Genomic DNA, 19,473 nt, shown 5'->3' on the forward strand with positions numbered 1-19,473 from the left:
CCATGCGTATTCCCCTTTCCTGGCTGCGTGAGAACGCACAAGTTCCGGCCGGTGCCGTGGCAGAAGATGTCATGGCGGACCTGGTCCGCGTGGGGCTGGAAGAGGAGGACGTTCACCGTCCCCTCGACTCGCTCACTGGGCCCATCGTGGTGGGCCAGGTGCTCACCCGCGAGGAGGAGCCCCAAAAGAACGGCAAGGTCATCAACTGGTGCACCGTGCGCGTGGTCCCGGAGGGCCAGTCTCAGACCCTGACTGGGGATGGCATTGAGCCCTCCGGCGTGCAGGGCATCATCTGCGGCGCCCACAACTTTGTGGTGGGAGACAAGGTTGCGGTCACCCTGCCCGGCGCCGTGCTGCCTGGCGACTTCAAGATCACCCCCCGCAAGACCTACGGCCACGTGTCCGCAGGCATGCTCGCCTCCCAGAGCGAGCTTGGCCTGGGTGAGGGCCACGAGGGGATCATCGTGTTCTCCGACCTGGGCCTTGACCCGGAGGTGGGCCAGGACGCGCTGCCGCTGTTGGGCTTCACGGATGAGGCCGCGGAGATCAACGTGACTCCTGATCGTGGGTACTGCTTCTCCATCCGCGGCGTGGCTCGCGAGTACGCGCTGGCCACCGGAACCGAGTTCTCTGATCCCGCGGCGCGGGTGCAGGTCAGCGCTCCCACGCAGGAGGAGATTGAGGTCCTGCTGCAGGACGACGCACCCATCCGCGGCTCCGAGGGCTGCGACCGCTTTGTCACCCGCACCGTCACGGGCATTGACCCGGACGCGCAGACTCCGGCCTGGATGGCCGAGCGCCTACGCCTGGCAGGGATGCGCCCCATCTCCTTGCCCGTGGACGTGTCCAACTACGTCATGTGGGAGCTGGGCCAGCCCCTGCACTTCTACGACCGCGACAAGGTCCAGGGCCCCATCGTGGTGCGCCGCGCCGCCGCGGGGGAGAAGCTGACCACCCTGGATGGCAAGGAACGCACCCTCAACACAGAGGACCTGCTGATCACCGACGCCACGGGGCCCATCGGCCTGGCGGGCATCATGGGCGGCGAGGCCACTGAGGTCTCTGGCGCCACCTCCACGATCCTCATCGAATCCGCGCACTTTGACGCGGTCTCTATGGGCCGGACCAAGCGCCGCCACAAGCTGCCCTCGGAGGCGTCCAAGCGCAACGAGCGCGGCGTGGACTGGGAGATCGCGGACAAGGCCGCTCAGCGAGCGGTGGACCTGCTGGTGCAGCTGGCAGGCGGCACCGACCGTGGCACCGGCTCGGATGTGGGCACCCGCCCCGCGCCCGTGGTGGTGCAGCTGCCCCACGGCTATGCTTCCGCCCGTGTGGGCGTGGAGTACACCCGCGAGCAGGAGCTTTCCTCGCTGCGCGGAGTGGGCTGCGAGGTCCAGGAGGGCGCAGAGGCGGACGCCGTGACGGTGCCCTCGTGGCGCCCGGACATGCACATCGCGGATGACCTGACGGAGGAGATCGCTCGCCTGGTGGGCTATGAGCTCATCCCGTCCACGCTTCCGGTGGCGCCCCCGGGGCGCGGCCTGACCGGCTCGCAGCGCGCGCGTCGTCGGGTCCTGGATGCACTGGCGGCCGCCGGACTGACGGAGGTCCTGGCCTATCCGTTCGTCTCCCAGGCGCAGAACGCGCTCTACGGGACGCCGGTTCAGGGCACCGAGGTCAAGGCCGTGCACCTGGCCAACCCCATCTCCGCCGAGTTTGGCTGGTTGCGCACCTCGCTGCTGCCGGGCCTGTTGGAGATTGCCCGCCGCAACCACTCCCGCGGCTTCCGCGATACGGCCCTCTTTGAGGGCGGCGTGGTGTTTCATCCGCGCGAGCAGCTGGGGTCCACCTCCCTGCCGCGCGGCGGCGCTCGCCCCAGCGAGGCCGAGCTGCAGGAGCTGAACGCTGGCGTGCCGGATCAGCCGTGGCACCTTGCCGCAGTGCTGATGGGCAAGGCGTCCGACGGCGCGCTGGGACAACCGGCGCGGGCGTGGGATTGGGCGGATGCGCTGGACGCTGCGCGGTTGGTTTCCGACGCGGTGGGCGTGGAACTCACTGTGGAGCAGGGCCAGCACCAGGCTTTCCACCCGGGACGCGCGGCGCGCCTGCTGGCTGGCGGTCGTCCCGTCGGCTGGGCGGGGGAGCTGCACCCGGACCAGTTGGCCGCGGGTGACCTGCCAGAGCGTACGGTCGCCGCGGAGCTGAACGTGGTGGAGTTGCTTGCGGCCGCGCCGGAGGCGCTCATCGCCGCGTCCATCTCCACCTTCCCGCCGGCGACGCAGGACGTGGCGCTGCTCGTGGACGCCGCTGTCCCCGCCAGCGAGGTGCTTGGCGCCCTGCGTGAGGGCGCGGGCGAGCTGCTGGAACAGGTGGAGCTCTTCGACGACTACCGGGGCGCTGGCATTCAGGACGGCAAGAAGTCGCTGGCCTTTGCCCTGCGCTTCCGCGCAGAGGATCGCACGCTGACCGCTGAGGAGGCCACGGCAGCCCGCGAGGCAGCGGTGGCCGTGGCCGCGCAGCGCGTCGGAGCCACCGCCCGCGGCTAGGGCGCCAGGTGCACCAGGACTTCAGTGACCTGGTGCACCGCGACCGGCAGATCCGGGTTGAGCCGCGGGCCGTAGGAATCGGTGCTGTGGATGGTGCCAAAGACCTGGTCCAGCCCGGTGGAGCGGCGGGAGAACACCCCGTGCGTCACCCACAGGTCCACGCGCTCCGGCGGCAGGCCCGTGGCCTCGATGAGCCCGCGGAAGGTGCCGCCGCCGTCGCAGATGTCATCCACGACCAGCAGGCGCCCCTCCTCCGGGAGCGGCTCGCAGCTGAACCCGGTCAGGGCCCCGCTGTCAAAGTCGCGGTGCTTGCGGGCCTGGAACAGTTCCAGTCCCAGGGCATCCGCCGCCTCGCCCGCGCGTTGGGCGGCGCCCTCATCCGGCGCAATGACCCCCACGTACCCGGCGGGGTCGATGAACTCGTCGATCACCGAGCGCAGCGGCACCACGGTGAGGTGGTGCACCAGTGGCGGCATGACAGGTGAGTGGGGATCCAATGCCACCACCTTCTCGGCGCCGATCAGGTTGATGAGGTCGGCGTAGTGCTGTGCGCCGAACGGGACGCCACGATCCGCCCGCGCCGCAGGCAGATAGGGAACCAACAGGGTGGTGCTCAGCCCCAGGGCTCGGTTCACGTCCGCGAGTTGGGCGGCAGCCAGGTAGTCGTTGGCGTCGGTACCGTGCACCGCGATGACGGTCGGCGCCTCCCCGGCCTCTGGCTGCTTGGCGTGGGCCTCGCCGGCCGGGAAAGTCATGGCGGTGGAGGCCACGGGCGTCAGCGTGGCGCCCTCGAGGCGGTAGGTGGCGAGCATCAGTTCTCCTTGGGAAGGTGCCAGGCCCAGACCGGCGCGGGCTTGCCGCGGCCAAAGGTCTGGGTGCGTTCAGTTTTGATCAGATGATGGGTGGCGGCAAGTCGTCGGGACATGCCCGACGGCGATGCGCCGGGGGCGCCTGCCGCCTCCAGGGCGGCGTAGGCCTGGTTGGCGCGGGTGGTCGCGAACTCTGCGCCGAGCAGGGAACGCGACGCCGCGGCGTCGGCCAGGAGGATCTCAGAGAGCCGTACCAGGGCCGCATCGACGATGCGCTGATGATCAAAGGCCAAGAGCGGCAGCCGGTGTGCAGGGGCGTCCATCACCTCGCCCTCGCTCGCTGCCGCCGGCGTCAGCGGCGGCAGGATGGCCAGCTGGGCTAGGGCGACCGTGGGGCCGCGCGGATCCCGGGCTAGATCGTCAAAGGCTCCGCACTGGCGCAGGGCCAGCTCCTGTTCGGGGCCCACTCCGGCCTTGCCGACCAGCGCCCGGATCGCGGCCTCGGTGAGGCGTTCGTTGCCTCTGAGCATGACCCCGGGCAGTGCCCAGGCGCCCTCAAAGGGCTCCCAGGGCCGGCGTACCAGCCGGATCTGCAGCTGCCCGTCTGCGTCCAGCCGCACCGGCACGGTGTCCACCGAGACGATGGGTTGGGCCGCGGTGCTCTGGCTGGTCGGCCCCGCGCCGAGCGAGCCCAACCCGGCACTCACGCCAGGTTGCCCAGGCGTGCGCGGATCTGTGCAAAGGACTCGCGGACCAGGAACGCGCCGTCCTTCCAGATGGGGCGCAACAGCGAGGCCTCCTCGTCCGCCTCCGTGGCCCGCTCGATCAGGGTGAGTTCGCCGTCGCGCTCCACCACAGCGAGTCGGCCCGTGGCAGACTTCTTCAGCCCCGAGTCCGTGACCGGGTCCTTGAGCAGGTCACGGCCCACGCCGTCGATCCGTGCCCAGGTGGCCTTGACGGCGCTGCCGAAGGTGTCGCGTGTGACGTACTGGTAGGTGTAGGAGCCCACGCCGAAGACCACATTGGAGGCGGCGTAGCCCTGGGCCTCCAGGCGGTTGATGATGTCTGTGGCGCGCTCCGGGGTGATGGAGTCGCCGTAGATGAGGCCCACGTGCGGGTCAAGCTCCTTGAAGCCGGCGGCGTTGACCGTGCCGCCAAAGCCCTCCCACAGCAGGTCAACGGCGCCGCGGCCGGCCGGGCTCTGGTCCGCGCCGGTGCCGCAGATGATGTCAGCGGGATCGCCCGAATCCGGGCGGATCACCAGCTTGCCCTCGCGGGCCAGGATCTGCGTCTTGAGCGCGGGCAGGATGCCGGTGAGGACCTGCCATAGGTCAAAGGTGTCAGAGACGACGGAGACAATCCCTGCGGGGTGCACATCCAGGATGCGGCGGAAGGTTTCCTCCTCGCTTGCATCCGCGATGCCGGCGCACATGACCGAGTGCTCCGTGGCGGGGACGGATCCCAGCACCTGGCCGTTGTCTCCGGGGTAGTAGCGGCGCACCCAGTCAAGGGTGGCCAGCGAGTCCGAGCCGGTGAAGGAGAGCAGGTGGCCCGCGCCGGAGCCCTGGGCGGCCGGGGTGCCGGCCATGCCGCGGTAGGAGAAGTCATGCAGCTGCCAGTTCACGCCGGCCGCAGCGCCGCCCTGGCGCTCGCAGGCGGCGTCGAGGATGCCGCGGTAGTGATCCGCCAGGGTGGCGGAGGTGCTGGGCTGCCAGATCTCGGCGCTGAGCACGGTCTCCACGTAGTTCACGAGCCAGAAGAACTCCGGGTCGGTGTTCTCCACGGTGAAGGTGGGGACGCGCAGCGGCACGCGGGTGCCCTCTGGGAGTGAGCGGAAGATCAGCGGGAGGAATCCCTTGGCGTGCAGCGCGCTGATGTGGTCCGTCTTGATGCCGTGGTCCGGGCCAAGGATGGAGGCCAGCGTGGCCTCGTACTCCGCGACCGCCTCATCCCGATCTGCGGCGAAGAAAGGAGCAAAGGCCTCGGTGCAGAAGCGCTGCAGGAACGCCTGGAGCCCAAAGTGGACCACCTTGGTGATCTCCGGGATGCGTGAGCCGCGGTTGGTCCAGTTGGAGAGGATCGCGGTGGTGCCTGCGGGGTAGAGGCCGCGGTGGCCCAGCTTGTACGCGTCCGTTTCGAAGAGCGGTGCGGTGACGGCTGCGGTGGTGAGCGCGGGGGTGGTGATGCTCTGCATGGTGGCCTCCAGGTGGTGCCCGGCGGGTGTCTTGTCATCACCATAACCAATATTCGATGCTATGTCGAGTAAAGGGGTTCTCGGCGTGTCACACGGCACGGCGCGGGGCGGTGGAGCGCACTAGGCTGGCGGGCATGAGCACCAACCCCCAGCCCGCAGCCCTGCCCCCTGGCGTGGAGGAAACGGCCGCCATTGCGGCCGCGATCGACTCCGGGGTCAGTTTCGGCGTCTCCACCCACGGCCACGTGAAGTCCTTGGAGGAGGCCGCAGAAGCGCTGGGCGTGATTCCCCGCGACGTGGTCAAGACCCTGGTGGTGCGGCGTGCCGAGGGGGAGCACCTGCTGGTGCTGGTCCCGGGGGACAGGCGCTTCTCCTGGCCCAAGCTGCGCGCGCTATTGGGCGAGAACCGCCTCACCATGCCGGACGCTGCCGGAGCCAAGGACGTCACCGGATTTGAGCGTGGCACCATCACGCCCTTCGGCACGCTCACGCCGCTTCCCGTGATCGCCGACGAGCGCATGGTGGGGCGCACCATCTCCCTGGGCGCCGGCGCGCACGGCGTGGGACTGACCCTCGCGGCGGACGACGTGCTGGCGCACTTTGGCGCGCGCGTCGCCGACCTCACGGACGCCCCCAAGGACTGAGCCGTGAAGGACTCACTGCCCGACGGCGTTCGCTGGGCCTGCGCGCCGCTGGCCGGCTGGGCTCAGCGCGCCACTGGGGCGCCGGAGTCCTGGGGGCTGAGCGCCGACGAAACGGCGCGCGCAGCGGCCTTCACCTCGGACGCCGCGCGGATCCGCTTCGTGGCCGGGCGTCTGGCCGCCCGGGAGGTCGCGGCCGGGTGGCTGGGACTGATCCCGCAGAATGTCAGTGTGCTGTCCGAATGCCCGCGCTGCGGCGTCTCGGGGCACGGCCGGCCCACGCTGCACCGGCTCACGCCTGATGGCGAAGTGGGGGAGGCGCTCGCCCAACTCTCCCTCTCCCGCGCTGGGGGCCACGTGCTGCTCGCGATGGCTCCGCTGGGGGTGTCGCTAGGCGCCGACCTCGTGGAACTGAGCGACCCAGCCTTTGACTCGAGCGACCCCGGCTACGTCGGCAGGGCCGCGATCTGGGCGCTCGCCGAGGCCCGCGGCAAGGCCGCCGGGACCGGTATCGTGAGCGGCGAGCCCCCGGCCCAACCCCACGAGTGGGTGGGTGAGGCGGCGCCGGGAATGCTCGTCGCGGTCGTGGCCAGGAAAAACTCTCCCTGCCTCACGACTAGCCAGACATTTCCTGGAGAGGCGGGGGTGGGGCAGTGAGTATCAGAGTCCGCGGGGACGCCGGAGCTGAGTGGATTCAACGTGAGGAAAAGATTCCTCCTAGATTCGCCAGGCAGGGCCGCTGGTGGAGTTGTGAGGTGAGGAAGCTCAATCCCGCCAGGGAATGTGCATCGGACATCGTTGCGGCCGGATTCAATCCGTCCAGCCTGATTGTGGATCTGGAAAGGGAAGCGTCGAGGATTAGCCTTCGCGGCATCGATCAGTTGACCCACGTTGAGCAGCTGAGATTGCATGGTGATGCGCGGATCATGGATGCTCCGGAGGACCCGCTCCCCGCGCTGTCAGATCTGATGATGACCTTTGAGCCAACCTCCACTCCCAAGTTGTGCCAGACGAGCTCTCTGCGGTTTCTTGAATTGCACCAGCCGCCTCAGGAAACGAGGGGTCTCGTGTCACCCGGGTTGCGTTCCATTTCGTTGTACTTCGGCAAGACTATCGAGCTGAGCGGCTGGCCGGTGCAGATGGACAGCATCGAGATTGAAAGGTGCGGCAAGCTCATTGTCACCGAAGAACTCGAAGCGCGACCGAGCGAAATGTCCCTCACCAGCATCTCAGTAGTGACTGGGCTGCCCAGGACTTCTCGGCTGAGTCCCTTTAACTTGTTGTATCTCAGTGGCATTCGCTCTCTCGGGACTCAAGAGAGTCTGTGGGATATTGAAGCGGAACGGACAGTCGTTGAGTTCGCACGACAGCCCCCGAAATGGCTCCTGGAACAATGGCCGCACCGGCCAAAGGACTGGGCAAATCATGTGCGTGTACCGCCGCATCGTGCGCTCGAGGGCTCCTTCGAGCAGGACTCTCCGGAAGGCGATCCCTCGGAACCGCAGTGATTCTTTTCCGCGATTGGATTCCGTGTCGACACGGGGTCAGTCAATGATCCGGGTGGAGAACGGCGTCCAGAATGCTGTTGACATTGGTCCCGTCGAAACGTGCATTGGAAATCAAGAGGCGGTAGTAGAGCGAACCGCAGATCAAGTCAATGGCGATGTCTGGGGCTACTGCTTCCCGTTCCGTGTTTTCCTCAGCGATGAGTCGAAGCAGCTCGGTCGCCGCCAGCCGTTGACGGGCAATGAAGCGCTCGCGGAGTCCGGCCGCGAGTGCGGGGTCGTGTTGGCTGGCCGCTCCAGCGCCACGAAAGGCAGCCGTGTCTCCGACTCGTTCATCAGCCGGGCCACGTTGTGAACCTGCGCCCGCAAGCGCTCGGTCGCGGTGCCATCTGCTGGTGCGGTCAGCCGGGTCCCAACGGCCGCGGAGAAGGCGTCCTTCAGTACGGCTGCCTTGTCTGGCCACCATCGATAAATCGTGTTCTTGCTGACTCCCGCTGACCGAGCAATCTCATCAACGGTGAGTCCCTGTATCCCCTCGTCGCGGAGGAGGGTGAGGGCTGCGTCCAGGATTGCGCGGCGGGCGCGTTCGCTTCGGGGCCGTCCGGGCCGTGGAGGAGACTCCGGAGGAGGACGTGCGCAGCCTGATGGATGTGAACTTCTTTGGCTCGCTCAATGTGCTTCGCGGGATCTTGCCGATCCTGCGGCGTCGGCAGGGCGGTCACATCGTGCAGATTTCATCGCTGGCTGGCATCGCTCCGCCGGCGGCGGGTCTCGGGGCGTACGCGGCGTCGAAGTTCGCTGTGGAGGGAATGCTCGTTGCGGTCGTGACCAGCGAGGAAGCAGTCTCAGCTCCCAGTGCGGTACGTGTTCCGGTCAGGGAGCGGGGCGACCAGGGCTCTAGTTGCCCAGATTCGGCAGGATGAAGAGCGCTGCAAGCGCGGCGAGAATGAGCCAAATAATGGTGACGTACCAACCGAGCGTCCTCCCGAAGATGGCGGCGACGCCTGGTTGGTCGGCCTTGTTGGCTTGCATGATCGCGATGGGGCCGAAGATGAAGCCGAGGAAGAAGAGTCCCAGGAGCGCGAAGAACACGGATGACTGTGCGTGCTTGTCGCTCGTCAAAGGGCCGTCGGGCTGGTGATTCTCAGTTGGCAACGTCATTGATTGAGTCTCTTTCCTGTTGGGGACATTGGCTCATGCGTGGCAGGTGACCTCCTGAGCCAGTTGCGGCGAACGAGACACCTTTTCACGTCGACCGTAGCCCCTCGAGGAGTCCGGTGGGCTCAGCGATCCGCACCCAGGATGCAGAAGTCATTGCCCTCCGGGTCTGACATGACGCGCCAGGAGACCTCACCCTGGCCAAGATCCGTGTCGGTCGCGCCCAACGCGATCAGGCGGTCGGCCTCGGTTGCCTGATCGTCGCCCGCGTAGGGCTTCAGGTCAAGGTGCACCCGCGTGGGGAACTCCCCGGGGCTCGGTACCTGCAGGAGCTCCACATACGGGCCCACCCCGGAAGCCGAGCGCAGGCTCACAAAGTCGGCCTCGTCGTCGTGCACCACAAAGTCCGTCGCCTCGCCCCAAAAGCGCTTCATCGCCGCCACGTCCGCGCACTCGGTGACAACGGCCGCGATGGGCCCCACGTCCATGTACTCGGGGCGCGGCTCAAGCACACAAAAGACGTTGCCGTCCGGGTCCGCCAGCACCTCCCAAGGAACGTCGCCCTGGCCCACGTCCACCCGAGTGGCGCCCAGCTCCAGCAACCGGCGCACCCACGCCGCCTGGTGCTGCTCAGACGTGGTCGCCAGGTCCAGATGCGTGCGGTAGCTTGCTGGCTCGTGCTGCTCAGTGCGCAGCACATCGATGGTGATGGCGCTCGCGTGAGGCCACGTGAAGCCTGCCGGCGTGAGGTTGAATACGCCGGGAGCCTCGCTCTCCGACTCCCACCCCAGCGCCTGCGCCCAAAAACGGCCCAGGGCTTCCTCGTCGTGTGTCTTGATGTTTACCTGGACGGGTCGCAGAGCCATGGGCAGGAGTCTAGACCGGGAAGTCCGGCAACGCCGCCTGATCCAGCCACGGCACCAGGACCGCCACCGGGTCGCTGCCCGGCGCCGCCCAACGGCGCAGATGCTCCTCAAAGTCCGTGCGTGAGACCGAGCCAAAGCGGTGCTCGGTGGTCCAGGCGTGCACCATGTTGGTGAAGAGCTCTTGGCCCATCTCCTGGCGCAGCGCCAAGACGGTCAGCGCGCCGCGCTTGTACACGCGGTCATCAAACATGTCCTGTGGCCCGGGGTGGCCGATGATCAGGTCCTCGCGCGCAGAACGCAAGCCGGCCCACGCCTGCCAGGCCCGCTCCATGAGCGGCTTGGCGCCGATGGCCTCTGACCAGATCCACTCGGAGTAGCAGGCAAAGCCCTCGTGCATCCACAGATCGCGCCAGGTGCGCACGGTGAGTGAGTTACCAAACCACTGATGGGAGAGCTCATGCGCAATGAGGCGCTGCGCCTCCCACGCGGTGGAGAGATGGTTATCGCCAAACACTGAGAGTCCCTGGGCCTCCAGCGGAATCTCCAAGTTGTCCACGGTGACCACACAGCCGTAGGACTCAAACGGGTAGGGGCCGTAGGCGCGTTCAAACGCCGCCACCATCTCGCCCTGGTGCTTAAACGCGGTGAACGCGCGCTGGCGCAACTCCGGGGTGCAATACACCGTGATGGCGGTGGCGCTGCCGGCGGCTGGGGTCAGCTCGAAGGGCTCGTAGCGTCCAATCTGCAGAGTTGCGAGGTAGGCGGCCGTTGGCGCGTTTTCCTCGAACTCCCAGGTCTCGCGGCTGGCTGTTCTGCGGCGTGAGATCAGCTGCCCGGGCATCACGGGACGGTAGCCGGCGTCGGTCGTCAGGCGGACGCGATAGGTGGACTTCTCACCGGGGGTGTCATTGCAGGGGAACCAGGTGGAGGCGCCGTCCGGCTGGCCAGCCACCAGCACGCCGTCCTCCAGCTCCTCCCAGCCCACATCCCCCCAGGGGCCAAGCCGGGGGCCGGGGTTGCCGCCGTAGCGGACCTCAACGGTCACCGGCTCGTTGGCCTCGGAACGCGGGGGCAGGGGGAAGGACAGGCGTGACTGCCGGTGCTTGAAGGTCACCTTGCGCCCGTTGACGCTGACGCGATTCACGGCCAACCCCACCAGGTCCAGCTCCGCCCGGTCTATGCCGGGAGCGGCCTGGATGGTCAGGATCGCGGTCCCGTCCAGCCGGTTCCCGCCCAGCTTGCACGCCAGTTCCAGCTCGTAGTGCACCACGTGGAAACGGAAGTCCCCGGTATGCGGGGAGTACGGATCCGGCGCCCACTCGACGGGGTGAGTGATGTGGTTGCGGTGCATCGTGTGGTCTGCGTCCTTCTCAGGCTGGGATTGCCGGCTGAAATGTTGGTCTGGCTCAGGTCCAGGGCTCCACGGGGTTTCCGGTCCAGCGCGTTGACGCCGGCACGGACTCGCCTCGCATGACAAGGGAGGCCGGTCCAACGGTACATCCGTTGCCCAGGCTTGCGGCAGGCAACACCACTCCATTGGGGCCAAGTGTTGCCCCTGCGCCCAACGTCACGGTGTCGATCGCCATGACGCGGTCGTGGAAGAGGTGGGTCTGCACCACACAGCCGCGGTTCACCGTGGAGGAGTCCTCCAAGGTGACGAGGTCCGCCTCAGGCAGCCAATAGCTCTCGCACCAGACGCCGTGGCCAATCTTGGCGCCCAGCCCACGCAGGAACCAGACCAGCGCGGGTGTACCTGACGCGGCCCGGGCGAACCAGGGGGCGCAGAGCAGCTCGATGAACGAATCCACCACCTCGTTGCGCCAAATAAAGGAGCTCCACAGTGGGTGCTCTCCCACGCGCAGCCGGCCCACCAAGACCCACTTGACGATGATCGCGGTCACGGCCGCCACGCCGCCTGCCGTCAGCAGCACGGCGCCGCTGAGCAACACGGCCCAGACCGGGCCAAGCGCCAGGACCAGCGCGTCCAGAGCGGTGAGCACACCCACGGCCACTCCGACGGTGCTGAACACGGCCAAGCCCCGCATGAGCTCCCAGGCTGCGCGTGCCAGCTTGAGCTTGCGCGGGGGAGCGTAGGTGCGGGAGGAATCCGACTCCACCGCGGTGCGGCGCAGTTTCACCGGCGGGCTGCCCAGCCAGGAGGAATCCGATTTGGCCTTGCGCGGGGTCGCGGAGAGGACGGCGACCAGCCCGCGCTTGGGCACGCGCCGCCCGGCGCCGGCCATGCCGGAGTTGCCGAGGAAGGCGCGCTTACCGACCTTGGCGGGTGCCACGTGCATCCAGCCGCCGCCCAGATCGTAAGAGGCCACCAGCGTGTCATCTGCCAGGAAGGCACCGTCGCCAATCGTGGTCATCTTGGGCAGAAGCAGGACCGTAGAGGCCTCCACGTCCTTGCCCACCTTGGCGCCAAGCAGGCGCAGCCACACGGGCGTGAACAGGCTGGCGTAAAGCGGGAAGAGCAGGTCGCGGGCCAAGTCAAGCAGTCGCTCGGTGGCCCAGACCTTCCAGGCCACACGGCCACGATCCGGGTGCCAGCCCTCATGAATGCCCAGGGCAAGCAGGCGCACGGTGATGAGAATCACCAGGGCCGTCCCCACAAACCAGACCACGGCGGCGATGAGACTCATGGGGATCAGGCGCCAGCCCGCGTCCACCAGGTTGTCCAGGCCGGTGAGCCACGGGGCCACCGCCAGCACGGCGGCGACGATGGAGACCCACGGAAGCAGTGCCAGCAGGGAGCCGGCGGCGCCGGAGAGAATCGGGGCGGCACGCCACCCGGGGACCTGGCCCTCTGGCCAGGCCGGCTTGGCCTTGCCCACGCGGCGCGCGGGGGAGCCGGAGTAGCTGGCGTTGGCCTTCAACGGGCCAAGCACAGCGGAGCCCGGGGCCACCTCGGTATTGCGTCCCACCACCGCGCCGGGGTGCAGGGTGCTGCGGGAGCCAACAACGGCTCCAGCGCCCACATGCACGGCGCCGATCTGCAGCACGTCGCCGTCAATCCAGTAACCGCTCATGTCCACCTCCGGCTCCACGCTGGCGCCGTTGTCGATCCGGAGCATGCCGGTGACGGGCGGGACCGAGTGCAGGGTCACGCCGCGGCCCAGTTGGGCGCCAAGGGAGCGGGCATAGAGCGGCACCCAGGCCGCGCCGCCCAGGGACACCGGGTCCACCAGGTCCGCCACGTGCTGAGCCAACCAGAGGCGGCGGTGCACCGAGCCGGAGCGCGGGTAGAGGCCGGGGGTGACCCCGGTCAGCAGCAACCGCGAGGCCACCACGGAGAGGCCCATGCGCCCCGGAGGGGAGACAAAGATGAGCCAGGACAGGATGAGCCACCACCACTGGATGGGGGCGGGCCCGTTGAGGATGCCGAGCACGCGCAGCAGCGCATCGCCGATCAGCAGGTACGTGAGCCAGCGCAAGCCCACCAGCACAAAGAGCGGGATCCCGGAGAGCGTCTGAGCAATCTGGGTGCTGCGCCGGGTGCGCGCCACCAGCCGCGGCGGTGGCGGAGGGGCGGCCATGGAGACGCCAAGGTGCTCAATCAGGGCCCCCAGGCGAGGGTATGCGTAGAGATCCGCCACAGTGATGGAGGGGTAGTGCTCGCGCAACGCGGAGACCAGCCGAGCGCCGGAGAGCGAGCCGCCGCCGGAGGCAAAGAAGTCCGCCTCCAGGCCGCCCGCGCTGGTGCCGAGGATCTGCGCCCAGCGCTCGGCGATCCACAACGCGTCCTCTGGCAGGTCGGCGGGAAGTTCCGCGTCGTCGTCCCCAGCACCGGGCAGTGGCCATGGGAGCGCATTGCGATCCACCTTGCCGCTGGTCTTGGTCGGCATTTCCTCCACCTGCGCCAGCACGGGAACCAGCGCTGCGGGCAGTTCCTTGAGCAGCACCTCCCGTGCGGCCTTCAGGTTCAGTTCGTGATCCGCGGCAAGGTAGCCCACCAGCAGCTGATTGCCAGCGGCGGTGGTGCGTACGGCCGCTGCGGCGCCGGAGACCCCGGGAAGCTGCTGCAGCGCGGCGTCGATCTCTCCTAGCTCGATGCGGCGCCCGCCGACCTTCACCTGATCGTCAGCGCGGCCAACAAAACGCAAGCCAACGGCGTCGTTCACGACCAGGTCCCCAGAGCGATACGCGCGCTCCCAACCCAGCGTGGGCGCCGGGGCGTACTTCACCGCGTCCTTCTCGGGATCCAGGTAGCGCGCCAGCCCCACCCCGCCAATGATTAGTTCGCCGGTGGCGCCCTCCGCGACGGGAAGTTCCGTGGCCGGATCCACCACGGCCAGGTCCCAGCCGTCCAGGGGCAGGCCGATGCGTACGGGGCCCTCGCCGGTCAGCGGGGCGGCGCAGGCCACCACGGTGGCCTCGGTGGGGCCGTAGGTGTTCCAGACCTCGCGCTCCGGCGTGGCCAGGCGCGCGGCAAGCTCCGGTGGGCACGCCTCGCCGCCAAAGATGAGCAGGCGCACGTTTTCAAGCGAGTCTGCCGGCCAGAGCGCGGCCAACGTCGGGACCGTGGAGACCGCGGTGATGGAGCGGGTCAGCAGCCAGGGGCCAAGGTCGGCGCCGGTGCGGACCAGGGAGCGCGGGGCGGGAACCAGGCAGGCGCCGTGGCGCCAGGCCAGCCACATTTCCTCGCAAGAGGCATCAAAGGCCACGGAGAGGCCGGCCAGGACACGGTCATCGGGGCCCAGCGGCTCGCCCTGCAAGAAGATCCTGGCCTCTGCGTCCACAAAGGCGGCGGCGTTGCGGTGGGTCACCGCCACGCCCTTGGGCGTGCCGGTGGAGCCGGAGGTGAAAATGATCCAGGCGTCGGAGGCGGGGGTGGGTGCCTGGACGGCCGGATCAACGGCTTCAGTGCCCGACGCCGTGTGGCTGGCTGGCGGGAGCACCACCTCTCCCTGCGCATCAAGGGTGTCCAACACCACAGAGACGGCTGCCTCGCCAAAGACCAGTTCGGCGCGCTCCGGCGGGTCATCTGCGTCCACGGGAACGTAGGCCCCGCCTGCGGCGAGGATCGCCAGGATCGCGATGTAGAGGGCGCGCGTCCCGGAGGGCAGGCGCACGCCGATGCGGGTGCCGCCAAGGCCGGCCGCGCTGAGCCGGGAGGCCAACTCGTTGACGGCGACAAGCAACTCTTCGTAACTCAGCGGTACTTCGCCGTCATCTAGCGCAGGTGCCTGCGGATGCTCGGCGGCGCTTGCCTCGAGGATGTCCACCAAAGTGCGGGGGGCCGTGGCACGCTCCGAACCCGGAAACTGCACGGGGGCGGGCGAGACGGGGACGTCAGGCACGGGGCCTCTCCTGTCCAATCGAGCGGAGGACCGGCTGACGCCGTGCCCTCCGCCTCACTGGCTCCTCCGAAGTGGGGGCCAGGTCATGTTAAGTCACCAACATGTCCTGAAAGTGCCCCTTTTGTTCACCCGGCGCCTCTCCAAGCACCCTGATGGCTGGCGCCGCGAGCCTCAGCGGCTGCCCGGGCCAACCATCTCAGTGGCCGGTGGGCGGGCGCTGCCCCTCCGGTGCCAAGTAACGCAACAGCTCGGCAGAATCCTGATCATCCGCGGTGAGGCCAAGGGAGAGCAGGGTGTTGATGAGCATGCCGCGGGCCACGAAGGTGCGCGCCATGTCCTCGGTGAAGGCGGCCTCGTGGCGAAGGATGGAGTACATATCCACGAACCACTGGCGAACAATCGGGCCAATCGTGGGGTGCTGTCCCATGGCGTGCTGCTGCACCATGAGCTGCAACACCACCGAGTCTTTGGTGAGCATGGACTGGTAGGCGGTGCCGAGGACGATGGGAGGCACCGGTCGCTGTTCGGTGGTCGCGATGGCGTCGCGGAAGACGGAGCACACCTGCTCGTGTGCGGTGCGTGCGCACCGCAGGAAGAGACGTTCCTTGGAGCCGAAGAGGCGCACCACGTAGGGCTGGCTGACGTCCGCCCGCCGCGCAATGGCGTCGGTGGTGGCGCCGGCAAAGCCGTGTAGAGCAAATTCTTGGCTGGCCGCGGCGACAACTTCTTGTGCTCGCGGGGTGAGGGGACGGTCAAAATCGGGGGAGTTCAGGTCCTGAGCCATGAGATTCTTGTGCTGCCTTTGGGGGTTGGGGTTGCGCCAAGAAACTGGCGACAGTTCAGTCTAGATAATGTGACGCACCGATTTGTGGAGCGGCTGACGGAAAGTCCTGTGATTGGTCTACGATATGAGGCACGAGGCTTCCGGGGGGTTGCCTCAAGGTCGCGTCCAACCAGGTACCGGGGGGGTTCTGGGAGGACGCGTTGGGCCCGCGGGATCTTTCGAGATTCCGCGGGCCCCTCTCGTTTCCTGACTTGTTTGCTGACCCGCCCCGCAACGCCACTCAGAAGGATATCTCAATCACAGTGTCCCAGAATTCAGGGGAGCAGCACCACTTTGCCGGTGCTGGCCCGGCTTTCTAGGAATCGATGTGCCTGGTCGGCGTGGCGCAGCTCAAAGCGCTGGCCCACGTCAATGCGCAGGCTGCCGTCGGAGACGGCCCCAAAAACATCCCCTGCACGCCAGGCCCGCTCCTGCGCGCTGGTGAGGAAATCCTTGAGCGAGGGGCGCGTGATCGTCGCCGAGCCCAGCTGATTCAGCCGCTGCAGGTCAAACGGCGGGACCTGGCCGGAGGCGCCGCCAAACAGCACCATGGTCCCGCGACGAGCCAACGAGCCAAGCGACGCGTCGAAGGTATCCCGCCCCACGCCGTCGAACACAGCATTGACCCCGCGACCGTCAGTCAACTCGCGAACCGCGGCCGGAACCTGCTCGTAGCGCAGCACGTGATCGGCGCCGGCGGCCCTGGCGATGTCCGCCTTGGCCTCTGAGGAGGTGGTGGTGATGACCGTGGCGCCGGCCCGCTTGAGCAGCTGGGTCAGGATCTGCCCCACGCCGCCCGCGCCTGCCGTGGTCAGCACCGTGTCCCCGGGCTGGACCGCGTAGCTGTTGTGGATCAGGTAGTGCGCGGTGAAACCCTGTAGGGGCACGGCCGCGGCGGTCACGGGGTCAATGCCGTCCGGAACGCGCACCAGCTTGGCGGCCTCCACGGTCATGTATTCGGCGTAGGCGCCGTTGCCCTCCGCGGTGGCGACCAGGTCCCCGACTCTGAGCTGGGTGACGCCCTGGCCCACCTCCACTACGTGACCGGCTCCCTCCGCGCCGGGGAAGAACGGCAGGGGCACGGTGTAGACACCGGAGCGCTGGTAGGTCTCGATGAAGTTGACGCCGATGGCCGCCATCTTCACCGAGACCTCCCCGGCGCCGGGAGCGGTCACTGCGGCATCCACGAACCGCAGCATCTCGGGGCCGCCGTGCTGGTCAATCCGGATGCTGTGTTGGTGGTTCACGTGGACTCCTTGGGGCTGAAGGGGTGGCTGGAGAGGGCGCGGATGGCGCGGGGGCTGGCCTCAGCTAGACGCACTGACATAGTTATTAGCCGGGTTGCATACGCGGGCGTAGGATTGCTTTATGACGTTGACGGTAGCCGTTTCAGGCGCGAGTGGATATGCAGGCGGGGAGGTGTTGCGCCTCCTGGCGCATCACCCGGAGGTCCGGATTGGGGCCATTACCGCCCACTCCAACGCCGGCCAGCGGCTGGGGTCGCTACAGCCGCACCTACACAGCCTGGCGGATCGGGTGTTAGAGGACACCACGGCGCAGGTCTTGGCAGGGCACGACGTCGTGTTCTTGGCCCTGCCTCACGGCGCGTCTGCCGCAGTGGCCGCGCAATTAGGTCCCGAGACCCTGGTGATCGACGCCGGTGCGGACCACCGCTTGGTGGATCCGTTGGCGTGGGAAAAGTTCTACGGCACCCCGCACGCGGGCTCCTGGCCGTACGGCTTGCCGGAGTTGCCGGGGCATCGGGCCGCGCTGAGCGGCGCCAAGCGCATCGCCGTGCCGGGTTGCTACCCCACGAGCGCGCAGCTGGCCCTGGCGCCAGGCTTCGCCGCGGGGCTCCTGGAACCGCGCGACGTGGTCATCGTCGCGGCCTCCGGAACCTCGGGGGCGGGCAAGTCCGCCAAGACGCACCTGCTCGGTTCTGAGGTCATGGGAGGCATGAGCCCCTACGGCGTGGGAGGCGGCCACCGCCACACCCCGGAGATGGAGCAGGGCTTCTCCGCGTTGGCCGGTGAAGCAGTGTCCGTGTCCTTTACCCCGACGCTGGCGCCCATGCCGCGCGGGATCCTGACCACCGCAACCGCCCGCCTTAAGCCAGGCGTCGACGCGGAGCAGGTCCACGCTGCCTGGCAGGCCGCCTACGCGAACGAGCCCTTTGTGCACGTGTTGCCGCAGGGGCAGTGGCCCCAGACCAAGCACGTCCAAGGCTCCAATCACGCGCAGATGCAGCTGGCCGTTGACCCGCACGTGGGACGTGTGATTGTCACCTGCGTGATTGACAACCTCACCAAGGGCACGGCCGGCGGCGCCGTGCAGTCCATGAATATTGCCCTCGGCCTGCCAGAGACCCTTGGCCTAGAACTGGAAGGAATGGCACCGTGAGCGCCTTCACCCCGGAACAACTGCCCCAGCCCCCGCACACCTCCGCCGCGGAGGCCGCTGCGCTGCAGGGCGTCACGGCCGCGGCGGGCTTCCGCGCGGCCGGCGTGACTGCGGGCCTGAAGGCCTCCGGCAAGCCGGACCTCGCCGTGGTGGTCAACGACGGCCCCGCACAGGCCGCCGCCGCCGTGTTTACCGCCAATCGCGTGGCGGCCGCGCCCGTGCACTGGTCCCGTGAGGTGGTCAAGGACGGCCGCGTGGACGCCGTGATCCTGAACTCCGGCGGCGCCAACGCGTGCACCGGCCCGGAGGGGTTCCAAGATACGCACCGCACCGCGGAGGAGGTGGCCGCGCAGCTCGGCCTCTCCGCCACGGACGTGGTGGTGTGCTCCACGGGCCTGATTGGCGAGCGCCTGCCCATGGATAAGCTTCTGGGCGGCGCCACCCAGGCCATCTCTGTGCTGAGCGAGGATGGCGGCCCGGATGCAGCGGCGTCCATCATGACCACGGATACGGTGCCCAAGCAGGCCGTGCGCACCGGCTCCGGCTACACCCTGGGCGGCATGGCCAAGGGGGCGGGCATGCTGGCGCCGGCGCTGGCCACCATGTTGGTGGTCATCACCACGGATGCGGCGCTGAACCCCGGGCAGTTGGACGTGGCGTTGCGCGCCGCGACCGGCGTGAGTTTTGACCGGGCGGATTCCGATGGCTGCATGTCCACCAATGACACGGTGGTGCTGATGGCCTCCGGCGCGTCTGGCGTCACGCCGGACCAGGCGGAGTTCACTGAGCTGCTGGCCGGGCTCTGCACTGACCTGGCCCTGCAGCTGCTCGCGGATGCCGAGGGTGCCAGCCACGACATCGCCATCAACACCATCAATGCCGCCAGCGTGGAGGACGCCCTGGAGGTATCCAAATCGGTGGCCCGTTCAAATCTGTTCAAGACCGCCATCTTTGGCAATGACCCAAACTGGGGGCGGGTGCTCTCCGCCGTGGGTACCACCCAGGCCGCCTTTGAGGCACAGGACCTGAACGTGGCCATCAACGGCGTCCAGGTCTGCCGCCGCGGCGGCGTGGGAGAGGACCGCTCGCTGGTGGACCTGGCCTCCTCCAGGGATGTGCTGGTGACCATTGACCTTGGCGCGGGGTCCTCCCAGGCCACCATCTGGACCAACGACCTCACACATGACTACGTGGAAGAGAACTCGGCGTACTCCAGCTGAGTCGCGGA

At 68.2% G+C, this 19,473-nt stretch carries 17 protein-coding genes and 1 pseudogene; 7 read left to right on the top strand and 11 right to left on the bottom strand.

Features of this window, described 5'->3' with window-relative positions; genetic code table 11:
- The first annotated feature begins 2 nt into the window (after window positions 1-2).
- On the top strand, window positions 3-2,546 hold the full coding sequence (gene pheT, locus DWQ67_RS06980) for a phenylalanine--tRNA ligase subunit beta (RefSeq protein WP_121484854.1): 2,544 nt from the start codon (window positions 3-5) through the stop codon (window positions 2,544-2,546).
- Here pheT and DWQ67_RS06985 read toward each other — a convergent pair.
- From DWQ67_RS06985 to DWQ67_RS06995, 3 genes are read right to left on the bottom strand one after another with little or no spacing between them, the layout of a single operon-like run.
- Window positions 2,543-3,358: a phosphoribosyltransferase family protein gene (locus DWQ67_RS06985; protein WP_121484855.1), complete on the bottom strand. Its 816-nt coding sequence runs from the start codon at window positions 3,356-3,358 to the stop codon at window positions 2,543-2,545. The two genes, pheT and DWQ67_RS06985, sit on opposite strands and share 4 nt — an antisense overlap.
- Complete coding sequence (locus tag DWQ67_RS06990; RefSeq protein ID WP_147433642.1) at window positions 3,358-4,062, bottom strand: NUDIX hydrolase; 705 nt, start codon at window positions 4,060-4,062, stop codon at window positions 3,358-3,360. The genes DWQ67_RS06985 and DWQ67_RS06990 overlap by 1 nt, the downstream gene beginning before the upstream one ends.
- Complete coding sequence (locus tag DWQ67_RS06995) at window positions 4,059-5,549, bottom strand: nicotinate phosphoribosyltransferase (protein WP_121484857.1); 1,491 nt, start codon at window positions 5,547-5,549, stop codon at window positions 4,059-4,061. The genes DWQ67_RS06990 and DWQ67_RS06995 overlap by 4 nt, the downstream gene beginning before the upstream one ends.
- 134 nt (window positions 5,550-5,683) lie before the next feature.
- Between DWQ67_RS06995 and DWQ67_RS07000 the strand changes: the two genes are divergently transcribed.
- The 3 genes from DWQ67_RS07000 (at window position 5,684) to DWQ67_RS07010 (ending at window position 7,698) form a co-directional block, all read left to right on the top strand.
- Window positions 5,684-6,193, top strand: coding sequence for an aminoacyl-tRNA deacylase (locus DWQ67_RS07000; protein WP_121484858.1), 510 nt, complete (start codon window positions 5,684-5,686; stop codon window positions 6,191-6,193).
- A 3-nt stretch (window positions 6,194-6,196) separates the two neighbouring features.
- Window positions 6,197-6,847, top strand: a complete 651-nt coding sequence (locus DWQ67_RS07005) for a 4'-phosphopantetheinyl transferase family protein (protein WP_121484859.1) — start codon at window positions 6,197-6,199, stop codon at window positions 6,845-6,847.
- Between the two features lie 98 nt (window positions 6,848-6,945).
- Entirely contained in the window at window positions 6,946-7,698 is a 753-nt protein-coding gene (locus tag DWQ67_RS07010; RefSeq protein WP_121484860.1) for a hypothetical protein, read from the top strand.
- A 40-nt stretch (window positions 7,699-7,738) separates the two neighbouring features.
- Here the strand turns inward: DWQ67_RS07010 and DWQ67_RS14335 are convergent, their stop codons facing one another.
- Together DWQ67_RS14335 and DWQ67_RS14340 are read right to left on the bottom strand one after the other, a co-directional pair.
- A complete protein-coding gene (locus DWQ67_RS14335) occupies window positions 7,739-8,161 on the bottom strand; it encodes a TetR-like C-terminal domain-containing protein (RefSeq protein WP_121484861.1) in 423 nt (140 codons plus the stop codon).
- Window positions 8,143-8,265: pseudogene (locus DWQ67_RS14340) on the bottom strand (helix-turn-helix domain-containing protein); the annotation flags it as partial. The pseudogene DWQ67_RS14340 and the gene DWQ67_RS14335, both read right to left, overlap by 19 nt.
- 38 nt (window positions 8,266-8,303) lie before the next feature.
- Between DWQ67_RS14340 and DWQ67_RS14345 the strand changes: the two are divergent.
- Window positions 8,304-8,618 (top strand): SDR family NAD(P)-dependent oxidoreductase, encoded by a 315-nt coding sequence (locus DWQ67_RS14345; protein WP_407645797.1) that lies wholly within the window; start codon window positions 8,304-8,306, stop codon window positions 8,616-8,618.
- Here DWQ67_RS14345 and DWQ67_RS07030 read toward each other — a convergent pair.
- The 6 genes from DWQ67_RS07030 to DWQ67_RS07055 all read right to left on the bottom strand — a co-directional run bounded on the left by DWQ67_RS07030 (window position 8,593) and on the right by DWQ67_RS07055 (window position 17,044).
- A complete protein-coding gene (locus DWQ67_RS07030; protein WP_121484863.1) occupies window positions 8,593-8,856 on the bottom strand; it encodes a hypothetical protein in 264 nt (87 codons plus the stop codon). The genes DWQ67_RS14345 and DWQ67_RS07030 overlap by 26 nt on opposite strands.
- A gap of 122 nt (window positions 8,857-8,978) precedes the next feature.
- Window positions 8,979-9,719, bottom strand: a complete 741-nt coding sequence (locus DWQ67_RS07035; protein ID WP_121484864.1) for a VOC family protein — start codon at window positions 9,717-9,719, stop codon at window positions 8,979-8,981.
- Between the two features lie 10 nt (window positions 9,720-9,729).
- Window positions 9,730-11,070, bottom strand: coding sequence for a M1 family metallopeptidase (locus tag DWQ67_RS07040; RefSeq protein ID WP_121484865.1), 1,341 nt, complete (start codon window positions 11,068-11,070; stop codon window positions 9,730-9,732).
- A gap of 55 nt (window positions 11,071-11,125) precedes the next feature.
- Window positions 11,126-15,022: a Pls/PosA family non-ribosomal peptide synthetase gene (locus DWQ67_RS07045; protein ID WP_233555954.1), complete on the bottom strand. Its 3,897-nt coding sequence runs from the start codon at window positions 15,020-15,022 to the stop codon at window positions 11,126-11,128.
- A 196-nt stretch (window positions 15,023-15,218) separates the two neighbouring features.
- A complete protein-coding gene (locus DWQ67_RS07050; protein WP_121484867.1) occupies window positions 15,219-15,806 on the bottom strand; it encodes a TetR/AcrR family transcriptional regulator in 588 nt (195 codons plus the stop codon).
- Window positions 15,807-16,120: 314 nt separating this feature from the next.
- A complete protein-coding gene (locus DWQ67_RS07055; protein ID WP_121484938.1) occupies window positions 16,121-17,044 on the bottom strand; it encodes a quinone oxidoreductase family protein in 924 nt (307 codons plus the stop codon).
- A gap of 169 nt (window positions 17,045-17,213) precedes the next feature.
- On the opposite strand from DWQ67_RS07055, the gene argC reads away from it, so the two are divergent.
- Together argC and argJ are read left to right on the top strand one after the other, a co-directional pair.
- Window positions 17,214-18,245, top strand: a complete 1,032-nt coding sequence (argC, locus tag DWQ67_RS07060; protein ID WP_121484868.1) for an N-acetyl-gamma-glutamyl-phosphate reductase — start codon at window positions 17,214-17,216, stop codon at window positions 18,243-18,245.
- A 62-nt stretch (window positions 18,246-18,307) separates the two neighbouring features.
- On the top strand, window positions 18,308-19,465 hold the full coding sequence (gene argJ / locus DWQ67_RS07065; RefSeq protein ID WP_121484939.1) for a bifunctional glutamate N-acetyltransferase/amino-acid acetyltransferase ArgJ: 1,158 nt from the start codon (window positions 18,308-18,310) through the stop codon (window positions 19,463-19,465).
- The last annotated feature ends 8 nt before the right edge of the window (window positions 19,466-19,473 follow it).

This window comes from Galactobacter caseinivorans (genome assembly GCF_003640665.1).
Lineage (GTDB): Bacteria > Actinomycetota > Actinomycetes > Actinomycetales > Micrococcaceae > Galactobacter > Galactobacter caseinivorans.

Bases quoted from the DNA above. Each gene is read 5' to 3' on its own strand.
- pheT (WP_121484854.1), top strand. From the start codon at position 3: ATGCGTATTCCCCTTTCCTGGCTGCGTGAGAACGCACAAGTTCCGGCC.
- DWQ67_RS06985 (WP_121484855.1), bottom strand. From the start codon at position 3,358: ATGCTCGCCACCTACCGCCTCGAGGGCGCCACGCTGACGCCCGTGGCC.
- DWQ67_RS06995 (WP_121484857.1), bottom strand. From the start codon at position 5,549: ATGCAGAGCATCACCACCCCCGCGCTCACCACCGCAGCCGTCACCGCA.
- DWQ67_RS07000 (WP_121484858.1), top strand. From the start codon at position 5,684: ATGAGCACCAACCCCCAGCCCGCAGCCCTGCCCCCTGGCGTGGAGGAA.
- DWQ67_RS14335 (WP_121484861.1), bottom strand. From the start codon at position 8,161: ATGGTGGCCAGACAAGGCAGCCGTACTGAAGGACGCCTTCTCCGCGGC.
- DWQ67_RS07030 (WP_121484863.1), bottom strand. From the start codon at position 8,856: ATGACGTTGCCAACTGAGAATCACCAGCCCGACGGCCCTTTGACGAGC.
- DWQ67_RS07035 (WP_121484864.1), bottom strand. From the start codon at position 9,719: ATGGCTCTGCGACCCGTCCAGGTAAACATCAAGACACACGACGAGGAA.
- DWQ67_RS07040 (WP_121484865.1), bottom strand. From the start codon at position 11,070: ATGCACCGCAACCACATCACTCACCCCGTCGAGTGGGCGCCGGATCCG.
- DWQ67_RS07050 (WP_121484867.1), bottom strand. From the start codon at position 15,806: ATGGCTCAGGACCTGAACTCCCCCGATTTTGACCGTCCCCTCACCCCG.
- DWQ67_RS07055 (WP_121484938.1), bottom strand. From the start codon at position 17,044: ATGCTGCGGTTCGTGGATGCCGCAGTGACCGCTCCCGGCGCCGGGGAG.
- argC (WP_121484868.1), top strand. From the start codon at position 17,214: ATGACGTTGACGGTAGCCGTTTCAGGCGCGAGTGGATATGCAGGCGGG.